At 62.3% G+C, this 18,516-nt stretch carries 17 protein-coding genes; 7 read left to right on the forward strand and 10 right to left on the reverse strand.

Annotated elements, in window-relative coordinates:
• Positions 1-66: 66 nt before the first annotated feature.
• The gene (gene lexA / locus M0639_RS13065) at positions 67-795 is read right to left on the reverse strand and encodes a transcriptional repressor LexA (protein WP_007735195.1); all 729 of its coding nucleotides are present in this window, start codon (positions 793-795) and stop codon (positions 67-69) included.
• Positions 796-1,088: 293 nt separating this feature from the next.
• Here lexA and M0639_RS13070 point away from each other — a divergent pair, with 293 nt between their 5' ends.
• On the forward strand, positions 1,089-1,802 hold the full coding sequence (locus M0639_RS13070; RefSeq protein WP_064075594.1) for a LysM peptidoglycan-binding domain-containing protein: 714 nt from the start codon (positions 1,089-1,091) through the stop codon (positions 1,800-1,802).
• A gap of 194 nt (positions 1,803-1,996) precedes the next feature.
• Positions 1,997-2,494 (forward strand): transcriptional regulator NrdR, encoded by a 498-nt coding sequence (gene nrdR, locus M0639_RS13075; protein ID WP_030535543.1) that lies wholly within the window; start codon positions 1,997-1,999, stop codon positions 2,492-2,494.
• Positions 2,495-2,780: 286 nt separating this feature from the next.
• On the opposite strand, the gene hrpA is transcribed toward nrdR, so the two are convergent.
• Positions 2,781-6,686, reverse strand: a complete 3,906-nt coding sequence (hrpA, locus tag M0639_RS13080; protein ID WP_064075593.1) for an ATP-dependent RNA helicase HrpA — start codon at positions 6,684-6,686, stop codon at positions 2,781-2,783.
• Positions 6,687-6,787: 101 nt separating this feature from the next.
• On the opposite strand from hrpA, the gene M0639_RS13085 reads away from it, so the two are divergent.
• Positions 6,788-7,417 (forward strand): Pr6Pr family membrane protein, encoded by a 630-nt coding sequence (locus tag M0639_RS13085; protein ID WP_064075592.1) that lies wholly within the window; start codon positions 6,788-6,790, stop codon positions 7,415-7,417.
• Here M0639_RS13085 and M0639_RS13090 read toward each other — a convergent pair.
• The gene (locus tag M0639_RS13090; protein ID WP_054188522.1) at positions 7,388-7,705 is read right to left on the reverse strand and encodes a DUF2322 family protein; all 318 of its coding nucleotides are present in this window, start codon (positions 7,703-7,705) and stop codon (positions 7,388-7,390) included. The two genes, M0639_RS13085 and M0639_RS13090, sit on opposite strands and share 30 nt — an antisense overlap.
• 132 nt (positions 7,706-7,837) lie before the next feature.
• Between M0639_RS13090 and M0639_RS13095 the strand changes: the two genes are divergently transcribed.
• On the forward strand, positions 7,838-9,061 hold the full coding sequence (locus M0639_RS13095; protein ID WP_063315392.1) for an aminotransferase family protein: 1,224 nt from the start codon (positions 7,838-7,840) through the stop codon (positions 9,059-9,061).
• Positions 9,062-9,063: 2 nt separating this feature from the next.
• Here M0639_RS13095 and M0639_RS13100 read toward each other — a convergent pair whose 3' ends face one another.
• On the reverse strand, positions 9,064-9,330 hold the full coding sequence (locus M0639_RS13100) for a hypothetical protein (protein ID WP_064075590.1): 267 nt from the start codon (positions 9,328-9,330) through the stop codon (positions 9,064-9,066).
• A gap of 17 nt (positions 9,331-9,347) precedes the next feature.
• Between M0639_RS13100 and M0639_RS13105 the strand changes: the two genes are divergently transcribed.
• The gene (locus tag M0639_RS13105; RefSeq protein WP_064075589.1) at positions 9,348-10,046 is read left to right on the forward strand and encodes a hypothetical protein; all 699 of its coding nucleotides are present in this window, start codon (positions 9,348-9,350) and stop codon (positions 10,044-10,046) included.
• Here the strand turns inward: M0639_RS13105 and M0639_RS13110 are convergent.
• From M0639_RS13110 to M0639_RS13120, 3 genes are all read right to left on the reverse strand, one after another.
• On the reverse strand, positions 10,032-10,712 hold the full coding sequence (locus M0639_RS13110; RefSeq protein WP_003942237.1) for a PhzF family phenazine biosynthesis protein: 681 nt from the start codon (positions 10,710-10,712) through the stop codon (positions 10,032-10,034). The two genes, M0639_RS13105 and M0639_RS13110, sit on opposite strands and share 15 nt — an antisense overlap.
• Before the next feature lie 80 nt (positions 10,713-10,792).
• Positions 10,793-11,332 carry an alkylhydroperoxidase, AhpD family gene (gene ahpD, locus M0639_RS13115; protein ID WP_003942122.1) on the reverse strand — a complete coding sequence of 180 codons (540 nt, stop codon included), beginning with the start codon at positions 11,330-11,332 and terminating at the stop codon, positions 10,793-10,795.
• 2 nt (positions 11,333-11,334) lie between these two features.
• Positions 11,335-11,922, reverse strand: a complete 588-nt coding sequence (locus tag M0639_RS13120) for a peroxiredoxin (RefSeq protein WP_003942119.1) — start codon at positions 11,920-11,922, stop codon at positions 11,335-11,337.
• 229 nt (positions 11,923-12,151) lie between these two features.
• Here M0639_RS13120 and M0639_RS13125 point away from each other — a divergent pair, with 229 nt between their 5' ends.
• Positions 12,152-13,072, forward strand: coding sequence for a hydrogen peroxide-inducible genes activator (locus tag M0639_RS13125; protein WP_042920013.1), 921 nt, complete (start codon positions 12,152-12,154; stop codon positions 13,070-13,072).
• Positions 13,073-13,100: 28 nt separating this feature from the next.
• On the opposite strand, the gene M0639_RS13130 is transcribed toward M0639_RS13125, so the two are convergent.
• A complete protein-coding gene (locus M0639_RS13130) occupies positions 13,101-14,501 on the reverse strand; it encodes an FAD-binding oxidoreductase (protein ID WP_064075588.1) in 1,401 nt (466 codons plus the stop codon).
• Between the two features lie 122 nt (positions 14,502-14,623).
• Positions 14,624-15,472: a LysR substrate-binding domain-containing protein gene (locus M0639_RS13135; RefSeq protein ID WP_003942255.1), complete on the reverse strand. Its 849-nt coding sequence runs from the start codon at positions 15,470-15,472 to the stop codon at positions 14,624-14,626.
• A gap of 56 nt (positions 15,473-15,528) precedes the next feature.
• Here M0639_RS13135 and M0639_RS13140 point away from each other — a divergent pair, with 56 nt between their 5' ends.
• The gene (locus M0639_RS13140; protein WP_007732807.1) at positions 15,529-15,936 is read left to right on the forward strand and encodes a DUF5997 family protein; all 408 of its coding nucleotides are present in this window, start codon (positions 15,529-15,531) and stop codon (positions 15,934-15,936) included.
• Between the two features lie 53 nt (positions 15,937-15,989).
• On the opposite strand, the gene M0639_RS13145 is transcribed toward M0639_RS13140, so the two are convergent.
• A complete protein-coding gene (locus tag M0639_RS13145) occupies positions 15,990-18,494 on the reverse strand; it encodes a DEAD/DEAH box helicase (RefSeq protein WP_064075587.1) in 2,505 nt (834 codons plus the stop codon).
• Positions 18,495-18,516: the final 22 nt, after the last annotated feature.

Raw genomic sequence — 18,516 nt, forward strand, 5'->3', positions numbered from 1 at the left:
CGAAAAGACTCTGGGCCCCGGCTGATGCCGGGGCCCAGAGTCTTGTGATCGAGGGTGCGAGCGAACTCAGATCTTCCGCATGACCGTGACAACCTTGCCCAAGATGACGGCGTTGTTGCCGGGAATCGGCTCGAAGAGGTCGTTGTGCGGCATCAACCACACCTCCTTCTTCGTACGCTTGAACGTCTTCACGGTGGCTTCGCCGTCGATCATGGCGGCCACGATGTCACCGTTCTCGGCGACGTTCTGCTGACGGACGACAACCCAGTCGCCATCGCAGATCGCTGCATCGATCATCGACTCACCGACAACCTTGAGCATGAAGAGCGAACCTTGGCCGACGAGCTCGCGGGGGAGTGGAAACACATCCTCCACAGCTTCCTCGGCGAGGATCGGTCCGCCGGCAGCGATGCGGCCCAGGATGGGGACGAACGCCGGCTCTGGCAGCGGGTCGGCACTGTTGTACTCGCCGGAATGCTTCGACACCGACGCGATGGCGGTATCGGCCGCAACCTCGTCGAGACCCCGAACATCGACTGCACGAGGGCGATTGGGATCGCGTCGAAGGAAGCCCTTGCGCTCCAACGTTCGCAGTTGATGCGCGACCGACGACGTGGAGGTAAGCCCCACCGCATCCCCGATTTCGCGAATGCTCGGCGGATACCCGCGCTCCGTCACCGAATCGCGGATCACTTCGAGAACGCGCCGCTGACGCTCGGTGAGCGTCTCGCTCGACGGAGACGGAACTGCAGAAGCTCCTGCCTCCGCGGCTGTGCTGGAGCGATCGTCCTTCATGGCCTGTTGCCTCCGTGTCTGAAGAAGTCGTGTCTGAAGAAGTCGTGTCTGAAAAAGTCGTGTCTGAAAACTGCCTGCAAAAGTGCCTGCAAAGTGCCTGGTGCAAGTCGCGCAGAAACCTGTCGGTGCCTCCTGCCAACATTCGAGCTGTCGACAAACACGGAGGCTTTCGCAATTCCCGCTGTGTGGTCTGACACGAATCTAGCCGGATTTGCTCGCGGTTTCAAACATCTGTTCGATTCGTGTCGCTCCAAGTAGAGACATTGTCGGCCAGGCGTGGTAGAAATTCGAACATGCGTTCCATCGAACGCATGATCGAACACATCGATCGGTGTCGACCAGCGGAGGTCACGATGGGTAACGCAGCACTGAAAAGCAACAGGGTTTTCGACGACGCGATTGGTTTCGACGCGTTTGGTTTCGACGGTACGTCGGCACTGAAGTACCACCCCTCGTTCTATGGGCCCGATGCAGACGCTGTGTCCTTCGAACGGCGCGGAGCGGCCGAAATGCATGGCGTGGCCAGGGATGTCGACAACGAACCGCAGGCGGCCGTCGTTCGCCGGGTTCCGGCGGTGGGCGCGGTTTCAGGTTCGCGTTCATTGCGCGAATCTCCTCGCCGGTGGGACAGCGAGCACGATTCGTCACGCCCGTACGGAGGAAGTTTCGCGCACCGAAACAGGGTCGGTGTGTCACGGGTCGAACATGAAGTGGCCGCCGAGGATGTCAGTTGGAAGACGGTTTTCCTGGGCGCCGTATTCACCGCATTCGCAGTGTTGGCGTTGGTGGGGATCGGCGCATTGTCGAGTGGTGACGTAGCTGCGACAAACGGCGCGACCGAAGTGGTTCGCGTTGCCGCGGGTGAATCCCTCAGTGATATTGCTGCCAAGGTTGCACCTGGCCAGGCTGTCGGTTCGGTGATCGAGCAGATCATGGATCTCAATGCGATGTCGAGTTCCGGACTGTTAGTGGGACAAACGCTGATCGTGCCGGCCTCGGGGCGCTGACCTGCCCCGTACCAGGCGGGGGCGTACCGAGCGTGAGAGCAGTCCGTTCACAGCGAGTAAGCTGTCCACTTGACAGTCCCACCACCTCGGGTGGTCGCGTTGAGTACGTGGATCTGCTCTGTAAATCGTCGGAGGATTTGCAGTCGGTAGCGAATCTGAGTTGCGGCCATTTCGGCGACAACGAAGGAACCCCGATGCATTGCCCGTTCTGCCGGCACCCTGATTCCCGAGTGGTCGATTCGCGCGAGGCCGACGAGGGCCAGGCGATCAGGCGGCGCCGTTCGTGCCCCGAGTGTGGCCGCCGATTCACCACGGTCGAGACGGCAGTTCTCTCGGTCGTGAAGCGCAGCGGCGTCACGGAGCCTTTCAGCCGAGAAAAGGTTGTCAAAGGTGTGCGTCGCGCATGCCAGGGCCGCCAAGTGGACAACGATTCGCTGAATTTGCTCGCCCAACAGGTCGAAGATGCCGTTCGAGCTTCGGGTTCTGCCGAAATTCCCAGTAACGAGGTAGGGCTCGCGATCCTCGATCCGCTTCGAAATCTCGACGAAGTCGCCTACCTGCGATTCGCATCGGTGTACAAGTCCTTCAGCTCGGCTGCGGATTTCGAACGTGAGATCACCGACATGCGCGAGCATGCAGAGACCCGTGCCGCCGAGAAGGCTCCCGGCGCCGAGACCGTTTCCGTCGACTGAGGCCTTCGCCTCAGATAACGCTGAGAGCACAGAGCGGTCTTAGGTAACGCTGAGAACACAAAGCGAACAATCGAACAAATCGGGCACGTTATTCGCTTAGTGTCTACCAGGTACGTTCGTCCGCATCTCGGATCTTCACGGAGGCGTTATGAACTTAGTTGCAGTTCTCGGAGTCGTGAACAGCCTGGTAACCCTCGGGTTCGCCAACACTGTTGCCACCTTTGGCGGTTTCCTCACCAACGTCAACATTCAGACAATCTACTGATCGCGCAATTCTCGCCGAACATCAACGCTTGATCGCTTCGATAGCTTTCAGGACTCGCTTTTCGGAAATCGGTGTGGGTGTACCGAGGGACTGCGCAAACAGGCTCACGCGCAGTTCCTCGATCATCCAACTGATCGCGTCGACATCTCGAGCAGTGCGACGCTCTTCGGGAAGCGAACTCAACAACCGGTCGTACGCTGCGTACACCCGGTCGAGGACATCCATAGCCTGCTGATCTCGTTGTGCACTTGCGGGCAGAGCTTCGAGACGGAATTTTGCTGCGGCAAGATACCGCGGTAAATCGCGTAGGCGGGCCGATCCCAGTTCGGCGACAAATCCCGGAAACAGCAGTGAGTTCAGCTGTTCTCGGACGTCGTCGGCTGCCTCGCCGCGCGAGCGGTCCAGCACGACGCTCAGTTGGTGTGCTTGTTCGAGGATCGGAACAATCATGCGCAGGATCGCGGAAACGCGTCCGGCCAGTTCGGAGCGTGCGATCTTCACCAGGGCATCGAACGCTTCAGGCGTGCGTACCGGTCCACCGTGGGCCGCAATCACTTCGTTGGCAGCTGCCACCCGGCAATCTTCGACGAGGGCCTCCAAGCCGCCGTCCGGATTCTGGCCGAGAGCCAGACGCTGAGTGTTCGACAAGCCGGCGGTCACTGCCTTGAGTTGGGTGGGAACGGCCGCGAGGAGAAGCGCCCGCGTACCTTCCCTCATCGCCTGCGCCTGCGCGGCCGGCGTACTCAGGACACGAACGGCAACTCCGCCGTTCTCCGGCACCAGAGCTGGGTAGCCGGTCACCTGCTGTCCGCCGATGGAGCGAGTGATGGTCTGTTCCAATGCGCCCAGCGTTTCGGATGTCCAGACGGTTGCCGCTGCCCGTTCGGTTCCGGTTGCCGCCTTGGCCACTTCCTTCTGCACGCGCGGGGCGAGTGTGCGTCGTAGCTGCGCCAGATCCTTACCCTTCGCGAGCACCTTGCCCGATTCGTCCTCGACGACAAATGTCATCCGAAGATGGTCGGGCAGCGCGGCGGGATCGAAGTCCTTGGCGTCGATCTGGATCCCGCCCAAATGCGAGAGTTCGCGGGCCATTGCGGTCATCAACGGCTCGGATCGAGGTTTGACTGCTGCCAATGCTGCGGCGGCATAATCCGGAGCCGGAACGACAGCGCGTCGAATGTTCTTGGGCAACGTCTTGATCAGAGCGGTAACGAGATCGACGCGCATACCGGGGACCAACCAGTCGAAGCCGACCGGCTGAAGTTGCGCGAGCAGGCCGACCGGGATGTGCGCGCTGACGCCGTCGTCGTCCTTTCCCGGCTCGAATTGGTAAGTGAGTGGAAACTGCATGTCGCCTTGGCGCCAGGCGTCCGGGTACTCGCCGCCCAGTACTGCAGCTGCGTCGGAGTTGACCACCGTTTCCGGTGTGAAAGTCAGCAGACTCGGATTCTTGCGCCGCTCGGTCTTCCACCACTGGTCGAAATGCTTGGCGGATACGGCTTCCTGGCCGATACGTTCGTCGTAGAACTCGTAGAGAGTTTCGTCGTCGACGAGGATGTCGCGTCGGCGCGCGCGGTTCTCGAGTTCTTCGACGTTGTCGAGGAGTGCACGGTTTTCGTGGAAGAACTTGTGGTTCGTCTGCCATTCGCCCTGCACGAGCGCATGGCGGATGAAGAGATCGCGAGAGGCCTCGGGATCGATTCGTGAGTACGTCACTGCGCGGCCGGTTACCAGAGGAACTCCGTAGAGAGTGACCCGCTCGTATGCCATCGCCGAGCCGCGCTTGGAGGACCAGTGCGGTTCGGAATAGGTCCGTTTCACCAGGTGCGGGGCGAGCTTTTCAGCCCACTCGGGTTCGATACGCGCGGACATGCGCGCCCACAGCCTCGACGTTTCCACGAGTTCGGCGGCCATGACCCAGCGTGGTGGCTTCTTGAACAGTCCCGATCCGGGGAAGATCGCGAAGTGGCTGCCTCTGGCGCCGAGGTAGTCCCGCTTCTCGCCCTCGCGTAGCCCGATATGCGAGAGCAACCCGGCAAGGAGCGACTGATGGATCGCGTTCTCGCTTGCCGGTGTCTCTCCCACTGTCCAGCCGAGACCGCGGGTGATCTGCCGGAGTTGCCCGTGCAGATCCTGCCATTCGCGGATGCGGAGCCAGTGCAGGAACTCGTTCCGGCACATCTTGCGAAACTGGTTGGAGGACAGATCGTTACGTTGTTCGCGTAAGTAGTCCCACAGTTTCAGGTAGGCCAGGAAGTCGGAGTTCTCGACGTTGAAGCGGGCGTGCTTTTCGTCGGCGGCTTGCTGGAACTCGGCGGGCCGCTCGCGAACGTCCTGGATGGACAACGCCGCGACGATGACAAGGGTTTCGTGAAGGCAACCGTTGTTCTTGGCTTCCACCAGCATCCGTGCCATTCGCGGATCCACCGGAATCTGGGCCAGCTCGCGGCCGACCGGCGTCAGTTCGGGGTGGCTGGCCTCGGAACCTCGCGCGATGGCGCCGAGTTCCTCGAGGAGTCCGATTCCGTCCTTCACGGCACGCTGGTCCGGCGGTTCGACGAAGGGGAATGCCGCGATGTCGCCCAGGCCGAGGGCCGTCATCTGCAAGATCACGGATGCGAGGTTGGTTCGCAGGATCTCCGGTTCGGTGAATGCCGGCCGTGACTCGAAGTCCTCCTCGGAATACAGGCGGATGCAGATTCCTTCGGCGACGCGGCCGCAACGCCCGGAACGCTGACGAGCTGACGCCTGCGAAATGGGCTCGATCGGCAACCGCTGAACCTTGGTGCGCACCGAATATCGCGAAATGCGCGCGGTTCCCGGATCGACGACGTACCGAATGCCGGGAACGGTCAGCGAGGTCTCGGCCACGTTGGTGGCAAGGACGACGCGTCGGCCGGTGTGCGGCGAGAACACTTTGTGTTGCTCGGCGGCAGACAGCCGCGCGTACAGCGGGACGATTTCGGTGTTGCGAAGACGCCGATCGCGTAAAGCATCTGCGGTGTCGCGAATTTCGCGTTCGCCGGAGAGGAAGACCAAGATGTCGCCTTCGCCCTCCGCGCTCAGCTCGTCGACCGCCTCGCAGACCGCGTCGACGGGATCGCGGTCGAAGGTGATGTCGCCGGATTCGACGGTCAGTGGCCGGTAACGCATTTCGACAGGGAATGTTCGCCCGGATACCTCGACGATCGGCGCGGGCTTACCGTCGACAGCGAAGTGCTTGGCGAAGCGCTCGGGATCGATGGTCGCCGACGTGATGATGACCTTGAGATCGGGTCGGCGGGGGAGCAGCTGAGCCAGGTAACCGAGGATGAAGTCGATGTTGAGACTGCGTTCGTGCGCTTCGTCGATGATCAGCGTGTCGTAGCGTCGGAGCATACGGTCGCGCTGAATTTCGGCGAGGAGAATGCCGTCGGTCATGAGCTTGACGTAGGTGCGGTCCGAGACCTGGTCGGTGAACCGCACGGTGTATCCGACGGCGTCGCCGAGTTCGGTGTCGAGTTCTTCGGCGATACGTTCGGCAACGGTGCGTGCTGCCAACCGGCGCGGCTGTGTGTGTCCGATCAAACCGCGGACGCCACGTCCGAGTTCGAGACAGATCTTCGGGATCTGGGTTGTCTTACCCGAGCCAGTCTCGCCGGCGACGATGACTACCTGATTCTCCGAGATCGCGGTCGCGATGTCGTCCTTGCGCTGACTGACGGGCAGAGCTTCCGGATACGAGACTGCGGGAACATTGGCGGAGCGTGCGGCCAACCGCGTGCGCGCCGTTTCGATTTCCTCGGCCAGCGCCACCAAAGCGTCTGGTGTGCGGGCACGGTCGAGTTTGCGACGGAGTCGACTCTCGTCGCGGAGTGAGACCTGCGCCAGCGCGCTCTTCAGGTCACTCCGCTTGGGGGAGAGCGGGGCCGGTGGTGTTGTAGACATGCTGATGACAGCCTATCGAACGCGTTCACAACTACCGCTCGCAGATCGTGCTGATGTGCAAATATCGACCAGTGACGACAAATACCGCAAATGAGTCATCGGTGCCTGTCTTGTCGACGCCGATCGCCGTGCGAGCCCTGAGACTGTTGTTTGCTGTGTTCGGACTTGCCGCTTTGCTGTGGATCCCGATCCGTGACGCGGCTGAGCTGTCTCTGTCGAACTATCTGAGCTACTTCACCATCGAGAGCAACATTCTTGCGGTGATCGTGTTGCTGGTCGGTGCAATTCGAGATCCACAATCGCAGGCGTGGCAGTCGATCCGAGGGGCGGTGACGCTGTACATGGTGATCACCGGCATCATCTATGCCGTCCTCCTGGCAGATATCGACGTCAATTTGAACGATGCCTGGATCAACTCGGCACTGCATCGGATTCTTCCGTTGGTCATGCTGCTCGACTGGGTGTTCTTCGCCTCGAGGCACAGGATCTCCGAAGCACGTTCACTGCAGTGGTTGCTGTTCCCGGTCGTGTACGGCGTGTACACGTTGATCCGAGGTTCGATCGTCGACTGGTATCCCTACCCGTTCATGGATCCGCGCCACCAGGGCTATCTGGCCCTGTTCATCGGATTCGTCGTACTGGGCATCGCGATGGCCCTGATGGCGTTGGCAGTCAATGCCGTCGGACGGTTGGGCGCCGGGCTACGCGGACGGAACGCTGCGAAGTCCTAGGGGATTGCCGGAGGCGAGCACCTGATCGAGTCGGTCCACGTTCGGGTGCTTGCCCGGGTTCGCCCGCGCGTCCTCGGTGTGCTCGGCGAAGATCGTCAATCCTGCCGAGGCGGCTTCGGGTGTCAGCGCGCCGTAGACCTGAGCGAGATGGTTGTACACCTTGACCGAGCCGGACTTTCCGGGCTTGTTCTCCACGGTGTCGACGACGGTTCCGTCGGCGTCGAGTACCTCGATGGCGGCCAGATGATCGATGGTGGGCAGTGCGGCGAGATTGTCGGCAAAAGTCATGGTCGACAGATTACGGGTGCGCCCGGAAATGCCGGTGCCGGGCGAGCGCCGTCATGCGCGGATTCCTGGTGTCGATATAGTCGCAGCACATCGTTTGCACACCAGCATCGTTTGTATTCGAAGGGGACAATGATGGCTTCGGCATTGTGGCACGGGTTCGCGGACATGGGCGCTGTGGAGAAGAACGGCGCGTTTGTCGTCTCTCGCGGTGAGGGCGCGTACATCTGGGACCGCGAGGGCACTCGGTATCTGGATGCGACGGCGGGCCTGTGGTTCACCAATGTCGGGCACGGGCGCACGGAGATCGCGGACGCGGTGGCGGCTCAGTTGTCGAAGATCGCTCATTTCTCGAATTTCGGTGATTTTGTTCCCGAGACCACGCAGGTGTTGGCGGAGCGTCTGGCGGCCATCGCGCCGGTTGCCGGGAGCAAGATCTTCTTCACTTCGGGTGGTTCGGATTCGGTGGACACTGCGGCGAAGCTTGCTCGTCGGTACTGGCACGAGGTGGGGCAGCCGGAGAAGGCGATCATCGTCGGTCGTCAGAAGGCGTACCACGGAATGCATGTTGCGGGAACGGCTCTCGCTGGTATTCCGGTGAACCGTGAGGGGTACGGCGAGCTGATGGCGGATGCGGCCACGGTCGGCTGGGATGATGCGAAGAGTCTGCTCGAGTTGATCGAGCGGGTCGGTGCGAACAAGATCGCGGCGTTCTTCGCGGAGCCGATCATCGGTGCGGGTGGGGTGTATCTTCCGCCGGAGGGGTATCTGGCCGAGGTGCGTGACATCTGCCGTGAGCACGACATCCTCTTTGTCGTCGACGAGGTCGTGACCGGTTTCGGCCGGATCGGTGGTGAGTGGTTCGCGTCCACCCGTTTCGATTTGCAGCCGGACATGATGACCACGGCAAAGGGTTTGACGTCGGGTTACGTTCCGATGGGTGCGGTGTTCATCGCGCCGCGGGTGGCGGAGCCGTTCTATGCCGGTTCGTGGTGGCGCCATGGGTACACCTACGGCGGGCATGCCGGTGCTGCTGCGGCGGCGATGGCGAACCTCGACATTCTCGAGCGTGAGAATCTGCTCGCGGAGTCGAAGCGTTTGGAGGCGTCGTTGCATACGCATCTGCAGCCGCTGGCGGAGCATCCGCGGGTGGCGGAGGTTCGTAGTGGGCTCGGTGCGGTCGCGGCAGTGCAGTTGGCTGATCCGGCGGAGGCGTTGCCGTTCGTGAAGACGCTTCGCGAGCACGGTATTTCGGGTCGCGCCGCGGGTCAGGGTGCGATGCAGATTTCGCCGACGTTTGTGATGACCGACGATCAGGTCGCCGAGATGGCCGCGGGGATCCTCGCAGCCCTCGGCTGAAGTCAGCTGCGGCGCCGAAAGAGTTTCTCGATTCGGCGCCGCACTGCGTTGGGCGCAGGTTCCAGTTCCAGAACCTCTTGCTCCGACTGCTTGGCGTACGCCTGGGTGTAGCGCTCGTGTAGCACCGAGCGAATCTCGTCCGGAGAGTAGGCCCGACGCTGGCGTTCGCCGCGCGCAACGAGAACCCCGGTGGCGGCAACGCCCATTGCACCGGCGAGGCCGACCAGTTTCCAAACGTGCGAGGCGCGCAGAGGAGTCGTGAGTTTCATCCCTCTACGCTAGAGGCATGGACCGACGATTGCTTTCGCAGGTGAGTCTCGACGAGGCCGCCGCGGCGACCCGCACGGGCGACATCTGGATCTTCCGCGGAGAGTCGACGGCGGACCGGGCCATCCAGACGCTGACCAACAGCCCGGTCAACCACGTCGGAATGTCGGTCGTGATCGACGACCTTCCGCCGCTGATGTGGCATGCGGAACTCGGTCACTCGCTGCAGGACATGTGGACCGGACGCTTCCAGCGTGGTGTCCAACTGCACGATCTGCGATCGGCCGTTCAGGTTTGGGGCGCCAAGTACGGGCAGCGTGGATGGTTGCGCCAGCTCGACCACGAGATCACCCGGGAGCAGGAAGACGCTCTGCTCCAGACGATCGCGCGGCTGGACGGTACGCCTTTCCCGTCGACGGCCAAGCTTGCTTCGCGCTGGTTCGGCGGCCGAATCCCGAAGCTGCGCAAGAAGTCCGACGTATCGGCAGTAGCCGTCGAGAGCGCCTACTGCGCCGAAGTGGTTGCCAAGACCTATGAAGCGATGGGTCTGCTCGTCGGTAATCGTCGTGTCAACTGGTTCGACCCGGGCAAGTTCTGGAGTGGAGATCAGTTGCCCCTCGCTCCGGGAGTTGCGCTCGGTGACGAGATCTCGGTATCACTGAGTGCACGTGACCTCGAGGCCGGACGCAATCCCGCCGGGTACTCACAAGGTTCGTGACGGCTCGGCGACGACGCGGCCGCCGACTTCGAGCCAACCTTCCGGAGAGAAGGTCGTGTGAAGGACCGATCCGCGTCCCTGGGTGATGAGCAATGATTTCCTCAATCGGTCCGTGATGCGCAGCGCTGCAGATCCGGTCGCCTCGTCCTCGGCGATTCCCATCACCGGTGCGAACATGCGTGCGCGGATGGCAGCTTCGAGCTTGTCCTGCCATGCCCACAGATACGAATGATCCGCCTCGTAGTCGGACGGATCTGCGTCGATGACGTCGTCCACCGTGTCCATCGGATAGATCGCGAATTCCGGTGCCCATTCGGCACGCGCGCGTACCCACGTCAAAGCGCCGGATTGGCGGACGTCGACACTGCCGGCAGGAACGTCGAGGGCGCTCACGCGACGGCCCTGTTCGCCCAGCCACCACGTGGCACCGACGGTCGGGTGTCCGGCGAAGGGGAGTTCTGCTGCCGGAGTGAAGATCTGGACCCGCGCACGCGAGGCGCCGTCATCCGGAACGTCGATGAAGATGGTCTCGCTGTAGTCGAGTTCCTTCGCGACGGCTTGTCGATCCGATTCTGCAACCGTGGACGCGTCGACGATTCCCAGCGGATTCCCGTGCTTGCCGTTCTCGTCCGTGAAGACCCGGACCACACTCACCTCGATACCCATCGGTCCACCCTAGCGCGCGAAAAGCCCTCCCCACCTTCACGGTGGGGAGGGCTCGTCGAACTGCACTCAGGTCCGAGTGATCAGACCTGTGCGGCAGAGAGGATCTCGTTGGCTTCGACAGCCTGTGCGACACCCGCGACGATGGAACCGGCGCGGATCGCTTCGAAGATGACCTCGCGGTCGACACCTTCCTGGCGGAGGGTGTTCTCGTGAGCTTCGAGGCAGTGGTTGCAGCCGTTGATCGCGGACACTGCAAGCGACCACAATTCGAAGTCGGCCTTGTCGACGCCCGGGTTGCCGATGATGTTCATCCGCAGGCCGGCACGAAGGTCGTCGTACTTACCGTCGAGGTAGCCCTTGGTGCGGTAGAAGACGTTGTTCATGCCCATGATCGACGCTGCGCCGAGAGCGGCGTTGTATGCCTCTGCCGACAGGTTGTCGGCAGCCTCGGAAGCAATCTCCTTGAGCGTGGACGCAGACTTGGTGGCTGCGGCCGTTGCGAGGAGCGTTCCCCACAACTGCTGCTCGTTCAGGACCGTCGTGCGCGCAATGGAACTCAGGTTGAGCTTGAGGTCCTTCGCGTACTCCGGAAGCGAGTTCTTGAGGTTCTCGACGCTCATACTCAGACGCTCGCAGTCAGGAGCTCGCCGGCGTTGATGGTCGGGTCGCCCTTCTTCCAGTTGCATGCGCACAGCTCGTCGCTCTGGAGAGCGTCGAGGACGCGGAGAACCTCATCGACGTTACGGCCGACGGAACCGGCTGTGACGGAGACGAACTGGATCTCGTTGTTGGGGTCGACGATGAACGTCGCGCGGTCTGCAACGCCGTCGGCGTTGAGGACGCCGGTGGCCTCGGCAAGCTCGCGCTTGAGGTCCGAGAGCATCGGGAAGGGGAGGGTCTTGAGCTCTTCGTGCTGTGCACGCCACTGGAAGTGCACGAACTCGTTGTCGACGGAAGCGCCGAGAACCTGAGCATCACGGTCTGCGAACTCTTCGTTGAGCTTGCCGAATGCAGCAATCTCGGTGGGGCACACGAAGGTGAAGTCCTTGGGCCAGAAGAAGACGATGCGCCACTTGCCTGCGTAGTCGTCACTGGTGACGGTGGTGAAGTAGTCATCGGGCTGCTGGGCATCGACCTTGGACAGGTCGCCGCCGATGACAGCCGTGAGGTTGTAAGCGGGGAACTGGTCGCCGATTGTGAGCAGAGCCATGTGTCTCATTCTCCTACGTGTCTCGTGAACAGGAATTTCTTGCGCACACGATCCGGCTGTTCGGACTGTGACGGCCGAACGTGCTGGATCGAGAGGGTTTGTCACCGTCAGCGGGTCGGACGGTTTCGACTGGAGCGTCGAGGTTGTGACCGGCGCTTTTTGGTATGAGTCCATTCTGCATCAAACCGTTCAAAAGGTAAAGGTGATGGGTGGCACTACACTGATAGGCATGTCTGATCAGACTTATCAACCTTCCTTGTCACAGCTGCGTGCCTTTGTGTCTGTGGCCGAGTACCGGCACTTCGGTACTGCCGCAGCGCGTTCCGGTGTGAGCCAACCCACACTGTCGCAGGCGCTGGCAGCTCTCGAGGCGGGACTAGGGGTCAAACTGATCGAACGCAGTACCCGGCGTGTGCTCGTGACCGCGGACGGACAGCGCTTGCTCGGTCAGGCCAAGCAAATCCTCGAAGCTGCCGACGGTTTCGTCGCGAGCGCGGCCGGCTCCGGCGACTCTCTGACCGGACCGCTACGCATCGGGTTGATCCCGACCGTTGCGCCCTACATTCTTCCGGGGTTGTTGCCGGAGCTGCGCGAGAAGCTGCCGTCGTTGGCGCCGCAAATAGTCGAGGATCAAACGGCGCGCCTACTCGATGCACTGCGATCGGGAGCGCTCGACGTCGCGGTGTTGGCGCTTCCTGCCGGAACACCTGGCCTGGTGGAAGTTCCTGTGTACGAAGAGGATTTTGTGATGGTCGTGCCGAACGATCATTCCTTGGCCGGACGTGTCGATCTCACGGCGGACGTGCTCGACGCGCTGCCGTTGCTCTTGCTCGACGACGGCCACTGCCTGCGTGACCAGACGTTGGATCTGTGCCGTTCGGTAGACGCCCATCCGCTTGCCGGCGACACGCGGGCTACCTCTCTCGCGACAGTCGTGCAATGTGTGGCCGGGGGACTCGGGGTGACTTTGGTCCCGGAATCGGCTGTTGCAGTGGAGGTTCGACGCGGGGACTTGTCGACGGCGCGTTTCGCTTCGCCAGCTCCCGGTCGCACGATCGGCGTCGTGTTCCGCTCGTCGAGTGGCCGAGCAGAAGGATTCCGTCAGCTGGCCGAGCTGGTCCGTTCGGTCAGCCCGACGGTTCCTCGATGACGTAACTCGTTCGACATCGACGTGAAAGCTAGTCGAGAGAGCCTTCTTTCACGGCAATGACCGCTCCGGGATTGAGAATTCCCAGCGGGTCGAGCGCATCCTTGACCTTGCGATTGAGGGCCATGACGTCTTCACCCAACTGTGACGGCAGCCAGTCGCGCTTGAGTCGACCCACCCCGTGTTCGCCGGTGATCGTGCCGCCGAGCGCGATGGCGAGATCCATCACCCGTCCGAATGCGATCTGTGCGCGTTCGTACATGTCCGGGTCTGCGGGGTCGAAGACGATGAGCGGGTGGGTGTTTCCGTCTCCGGCGTGCGCCACCGTGCAGATCAGGACGTCGAGGTCGTCTGCGATGGCTTCGACCCCGGTTACCAGCTGGGGGAGTGCGCGCATGGGAACGCCCACGTCTTCGAGAAGCAGACTTCCCATCGCGAGCACGGCCGGGAACACCGCTCGCCGTGCCGCCGCAAAAGCGTCACCTTCGGCCTGGTCATCGGTGGCGAATACTTCGGTGGCTCCGTTGTTTTCGCACGCCTGAACAATCGTCTCGATTTCCAGCACGCCTGCCGCGCCGGGTGCGTCGGACTGCGCGAGCAGTAGTGCGTGAGCCTTGCGGTTCAGACCCATGCGTACCGAATCCTCGACAGCATTGATACTGGCGTGATCCATGAACTCGAGCATCGCCGGACGCATGTTGCTGGTGATCGCCAAGACCGCGTCGGCAGCTTCTTGTACCGAGTCGAACGACGCGACGACGGTTGATGCGGGCGGCTGCGCGGGAATCAAACGCAACGTGATTTCCGTGATGATGCCGAGAGTGCCCTCGCTGCCCACGAACAGTTTGGTGAGTGAGAGTCCGGCGACGTCCTTGAGCAGGGGACCTCCGAGGCTGACAGCTGTACCGTCCGCCAGCACGACCCGGAGTCCGAGAACGTAGTCGGTGGTAACTCCGTACTTGACGCAGCAGAGTCCGCCGGCGTTGGTGGCTGCATTGCCGCCGATGGAACAGATCTCGAAGGACGACGGGTCAGGTGGGTACCAGAGTCCGTGCTCTGCGGCGGCTTTCTTGACCTCCGCATTCATCAAGCCGGGCTGAGTAACCGCCACACGGGCGACCGGGTCGATCGTGATCTGTCGCATTCGCTCGGTGCTGACCACGATGCAACCGTCGACGGCGCTGGATCCACCGGAAAGGCCCGAGCCGGCACCTCTGGGAACCACCGGAACGCGGTGGGCGGTTGCCCATCGCATCACGGTTTGGATGTCTTCGGTGCACGTAGCGCGAACCACGGCAGCTGGACGGCCGGCGGTCGGGTCGGCGGCCCAGTCCTGGCGGTAGCCCGCGGTCACGTCCGGATCCAGCAGGACGGCTCCCTCGGGGAGTGCCGCTACCAATTCGTCGAGGGCTGAAGAACTCGCGGGAGTCATACTCTCATCATGCTCGACGGAGTTCGACGATGCGCCAATTCGCGAGACCACAGCCCGAGTCTGTCGCGCCTGATCAGTTCAGCGTTGTCCGGCAGCGATCCTCCGAGTTGCCAGTTGAAGCCCTAGCGGCCCTTCTGCTTTCCGGAGAACCGGCCACCCGAACTCTTGGTCCCACCGGACTTCCCGCTGCCTGATTTGCCGCCCGCCTTGGCCTTACCGGAACCGGCGTTGCGTCCGGATATGTTCTTCGCGGTGCCGGCGCCCTTAGCTTTCTGCCCGTTCTTGGCAGCTTCTGCGCGACGCTCGCGGGCCGCGATCTTGGCCTTGACGGAGCCCTTGATCTTCTCGGCCGGCTCGCCGTTCCGTCCGCGGGAACTCTGTGCCGTTCGGCCCCGCACGATGCCGATCAGTTCCTCGACCAGATCTGTGGTCTTGGACTCCATCCATGCCAAAGCCACAGGAGCCTCGGGCGCACCGTCCACCGGACGGAAGGTCAGGTCCTTGCGATGGTGGAACCGCGCCAGCGAATGGGGAACCACGACAACTCCGACGCCGGCGGCCACCAACTCGATGGCGTCGGCGATGGTCGCTGGTCGCTCGGCGGCGGTCTTTCCGGGACGGGTCGGCCAGTCGAGTCTGTCGTCGAGAGGATCGAGCACTATCTCGTCGGCCAGATCGTCGACGGAAATCTGATCGACAGTAGTGAATACGTGATCTTTCGGTACCACCACCACCGGGGTTTCCGCGTACAGCGAGATGGCGCTGATGCCGGTCCGGTCGATCGGCAGTCGAACCAAACCTGCATCTGCTTCACCGGCGCGAAGTGCAGCTTCGAGTTCGAGAACCGGGAACTGAACAAGTTCCAGACGCACCTCGGGGAGCCGCTCGTGCCACACCCGGACCCACTTGGTGGGCGTCACCCCCGGGGCGTACGCGAGTCGAAAAATTGCCTGACTATCCGCGTCTGTCACCAGGCAAGGCTACCGCCTTGGTAAAAGCACCCGTATCGGCTGGTTACTCTTGTTGCATGACGTCGAACAAAACTCCCCAGACGATGAAGCCGACGACGGCTGCCAAGAAGCTGGGTGTGTACCTGGAAGCAACACCTGCGCAGTTCCAGGAAGGCGACGTGACTCGTGACGAGCTGACCGCTCTGCAGACCGATCCGCCGGAGTGGCTGCTGGAGCTGCGACGCACCGGACCGCACCCTCGCCCGGTCATCGCAGCCAAGCTGGGCGTATCGATCGCCGGCCTGGCCCGCGGCGGCGTCGAAGAAGCACTCACCACGGATCAGATCGCCGCACTCCTCGAAGAGAAGCCCGAATGGCTCGAAAAGGAACGCGCTGTTCAGGCCGAGGTGCGGGCCGAGAACGTTCGCATCAAGGAAAAGCGCGCTGCTCGCCGCAACCAGCCGCGGAAGGCTCGTAGGGGCTGACGCCCCCTGTGCGCCTTTTTGGTAGCGATGACTACCAAAAAGGCGCACAGGCGCTAGCCTTCTACGACGCTCAGCTCGTCGAACACGATTTCACCCGCGGCATCCGATTCCGGGATGTCGACGACGGCAAGCAGTGCCCATCCGTGATCGCCCTCCGGATCCTCGAGCACCTGCCGCACCCGCCAGAACTCACCCTCTTCGGTGACCTGGAAGAGCGCCGGCCCGCGCGCCGATGGCCCGGTTCCGATTGTTGCGTACTCCTCGAAGTACGGGAGTAGTTGCTCTTCCCACTCGGCGGCGTCGATACCGTCCTCGAGGTTTTCCAGCTCATTCCACTGCCGACGCGACGCGAGGTCGATGCGTCGGAACATCGCATTGCGCACCATGACGCGGAATGCGCGCGGGTTCGCCGAGATGGGACGGGGAATGTCGGCGCCGAACGCAACCTCTTCCGTATCTGCCTCGGCTCCGGGGTCGGTGAGTGACTCCCATTCGTCGAGCAGGCTCGAGTCGACCTGACGGATCAGCTCGCCCAACCACTCGATGATGTCTTCGAGTTCCTCGGTGCGCGCTTCCGCCGGGACGGTCTGTCGCAGCGCGCGGTAGGCGTCGGCGAGGTAGCGCAGGACGAGGCCCTCGGACCGGGTGAGTCCGTAATGGCTGATCAACTCGGCAAACGTCATGGCGCGTTCGATCATGTCGCGCACCACGGACTTGGGGGAGAGGGCGAACTCGGTGATCCACGGGTGGCCACCCCGGTACATTTCGAAAGCCGGGAACAGCAAGTCCGACAACGGTTTCGGCCACGTAACCTCTTCGAGGAGTTCCATGCGCTCCTCGTACTCGATGCCGTCGGCCTTCATCTGCGCAACCGCTTCGCCACGAGCGAAGTGCTGCTGCGCCATCAGAACCTGACGCGGATCGTCGAGCGTCGACTCGATGATCGAGACGACATCGAGTGCGTAACTGTCGGATTCGACGTCGAGAAGTTCGAATGCCGCCAAGGCGAACGGTGAGAGTGGCTGGTTCAAGGCGAAGTCGCGTTGCAGGTCCATCGTCAACCGAGCCATGCGGCCGTACTCGTCGGGTTCGTCGAGGCGTTCCACGATCCCGGCGCTGAGCAATCCGCGATACAGCGAGATCGCTTTGAGGATGTGCTTGCGCTGCGCCGGACGCGATTCGTGGTTGTCCTCCAACAGGTGCCGCATCGCGTCGAAGCAGTTACCCGGGCGGGCAATGACATTGAGCAGCATCGAGTTGCTGACCGAGAATCGCGACACCAACGGTTCGGGCGATGCGGCGACCAAGCGATCGAACGTCGCTTCGCTCCAGGATACAAACCCCTCGGGAGCCTTCTTGCGTTGAATCTTCTTGATCTTCTTCGGATCGTCGCCGGCCTTGGCGACTGCCCGCAGATTCTCTACTTCGTGTTCGGGTGCCTGGACGACGACGGTGCCCATCGTGTCGTAGCCTGCACGACCCGCGCGACCGGCGATCTGATGGAACTCGCGGGCTTTCAGATGCCGAGTGCGGACGCCGTCGTACTTGGCCAGACCCGTGAGCAGCACCGTGCGGATCGGGACGTTGATGCCGACGCCGAGGGTGTCGGTACCGCAAATCACCTTGAGAAGCCCGTCCTGTGCGAGAACTTCGATGAGCCGTCGGTACTTGGGCAGCATGCCCGCATGGTGAACGCCGATGCCGTGCCGGACCAGGCGGGAGAGTGTTTTTCCGAACCCGGTGGTGAAGCGGAAACCACCCAGCGCCTCGGCGATCGCTTCCTTCTCTTCTTTGGAACAGAAGTTGACGCTCGTCAGTGCCTGGGCGCGTTCGAGGGCGGCGGCCTGCGTGAAATGCACGATGTAGACGGGGGACTGGTTGGTGGTCACCAGATCTTCGATGGTTTCGCCGACCGGCGTGGTCGCGTACGAGAACATCAAAGGCACGGGGCGTTCTGTGCCGGAGACGACGGTGGTGGGTTTCCCGGTACGGCGCGTCAGATCTTCGGAGAAGAAGTCGACTTCACCGAGAGTTGCCGACATCAACAGGAACTGGGCGTGCGGCAACTCGATGAGCGGAACCTGCCACGCCCAACCTCGATCGGGTTCGGAGTAGAAGTGGAACTCGTCCATCACGACCTGGCCGATATCGGAGTTCGGGCCCTCGCGCAGTGCAAGATTCGCGACGATTTCGGCCGTCGCACAAATGATCGGCGCCGACGAGTTCACGGCGGCGTCGCCGGTCATCATGCCGACGTTCTCGGCACCGAAGACTTCACACAGCGCAAAGAACTTCTCGCTCACCAAGGCCTTGATCGGCGCTGTGTAATAGGTGCGCTTGCCGAGCGACATCGCATAGAAATGCGCGCCGATCGCCACCATCGATTTGCCTGACCCGGTCGGCGTCGCAAGGATCACGTTTGCACCCGAGACCAACTCCATGACGGCCTCTTCTTGGGCCGGGTAGAGCGTCAAACCTCGTTCGATGGTCCACGAAGAGAAGGCGTCGAAAACGGACTCAGGATCCGCGTTGTCGGGGAGAAGTTCCGTCAGCAGCACTCGTACAGGCTAGCCGCAACCG

The sequence above is a fragment of the Rhodococcus qingshengii JCM 15477 genome (assembly GCF_023221595.1).
GTDB lineage: Bacteria > Actinomycetota > Actinomycetes > Mycobacteriales > Mycobacteriaceae > Rhodococcus_F > Rhodococcus_F qingshengii.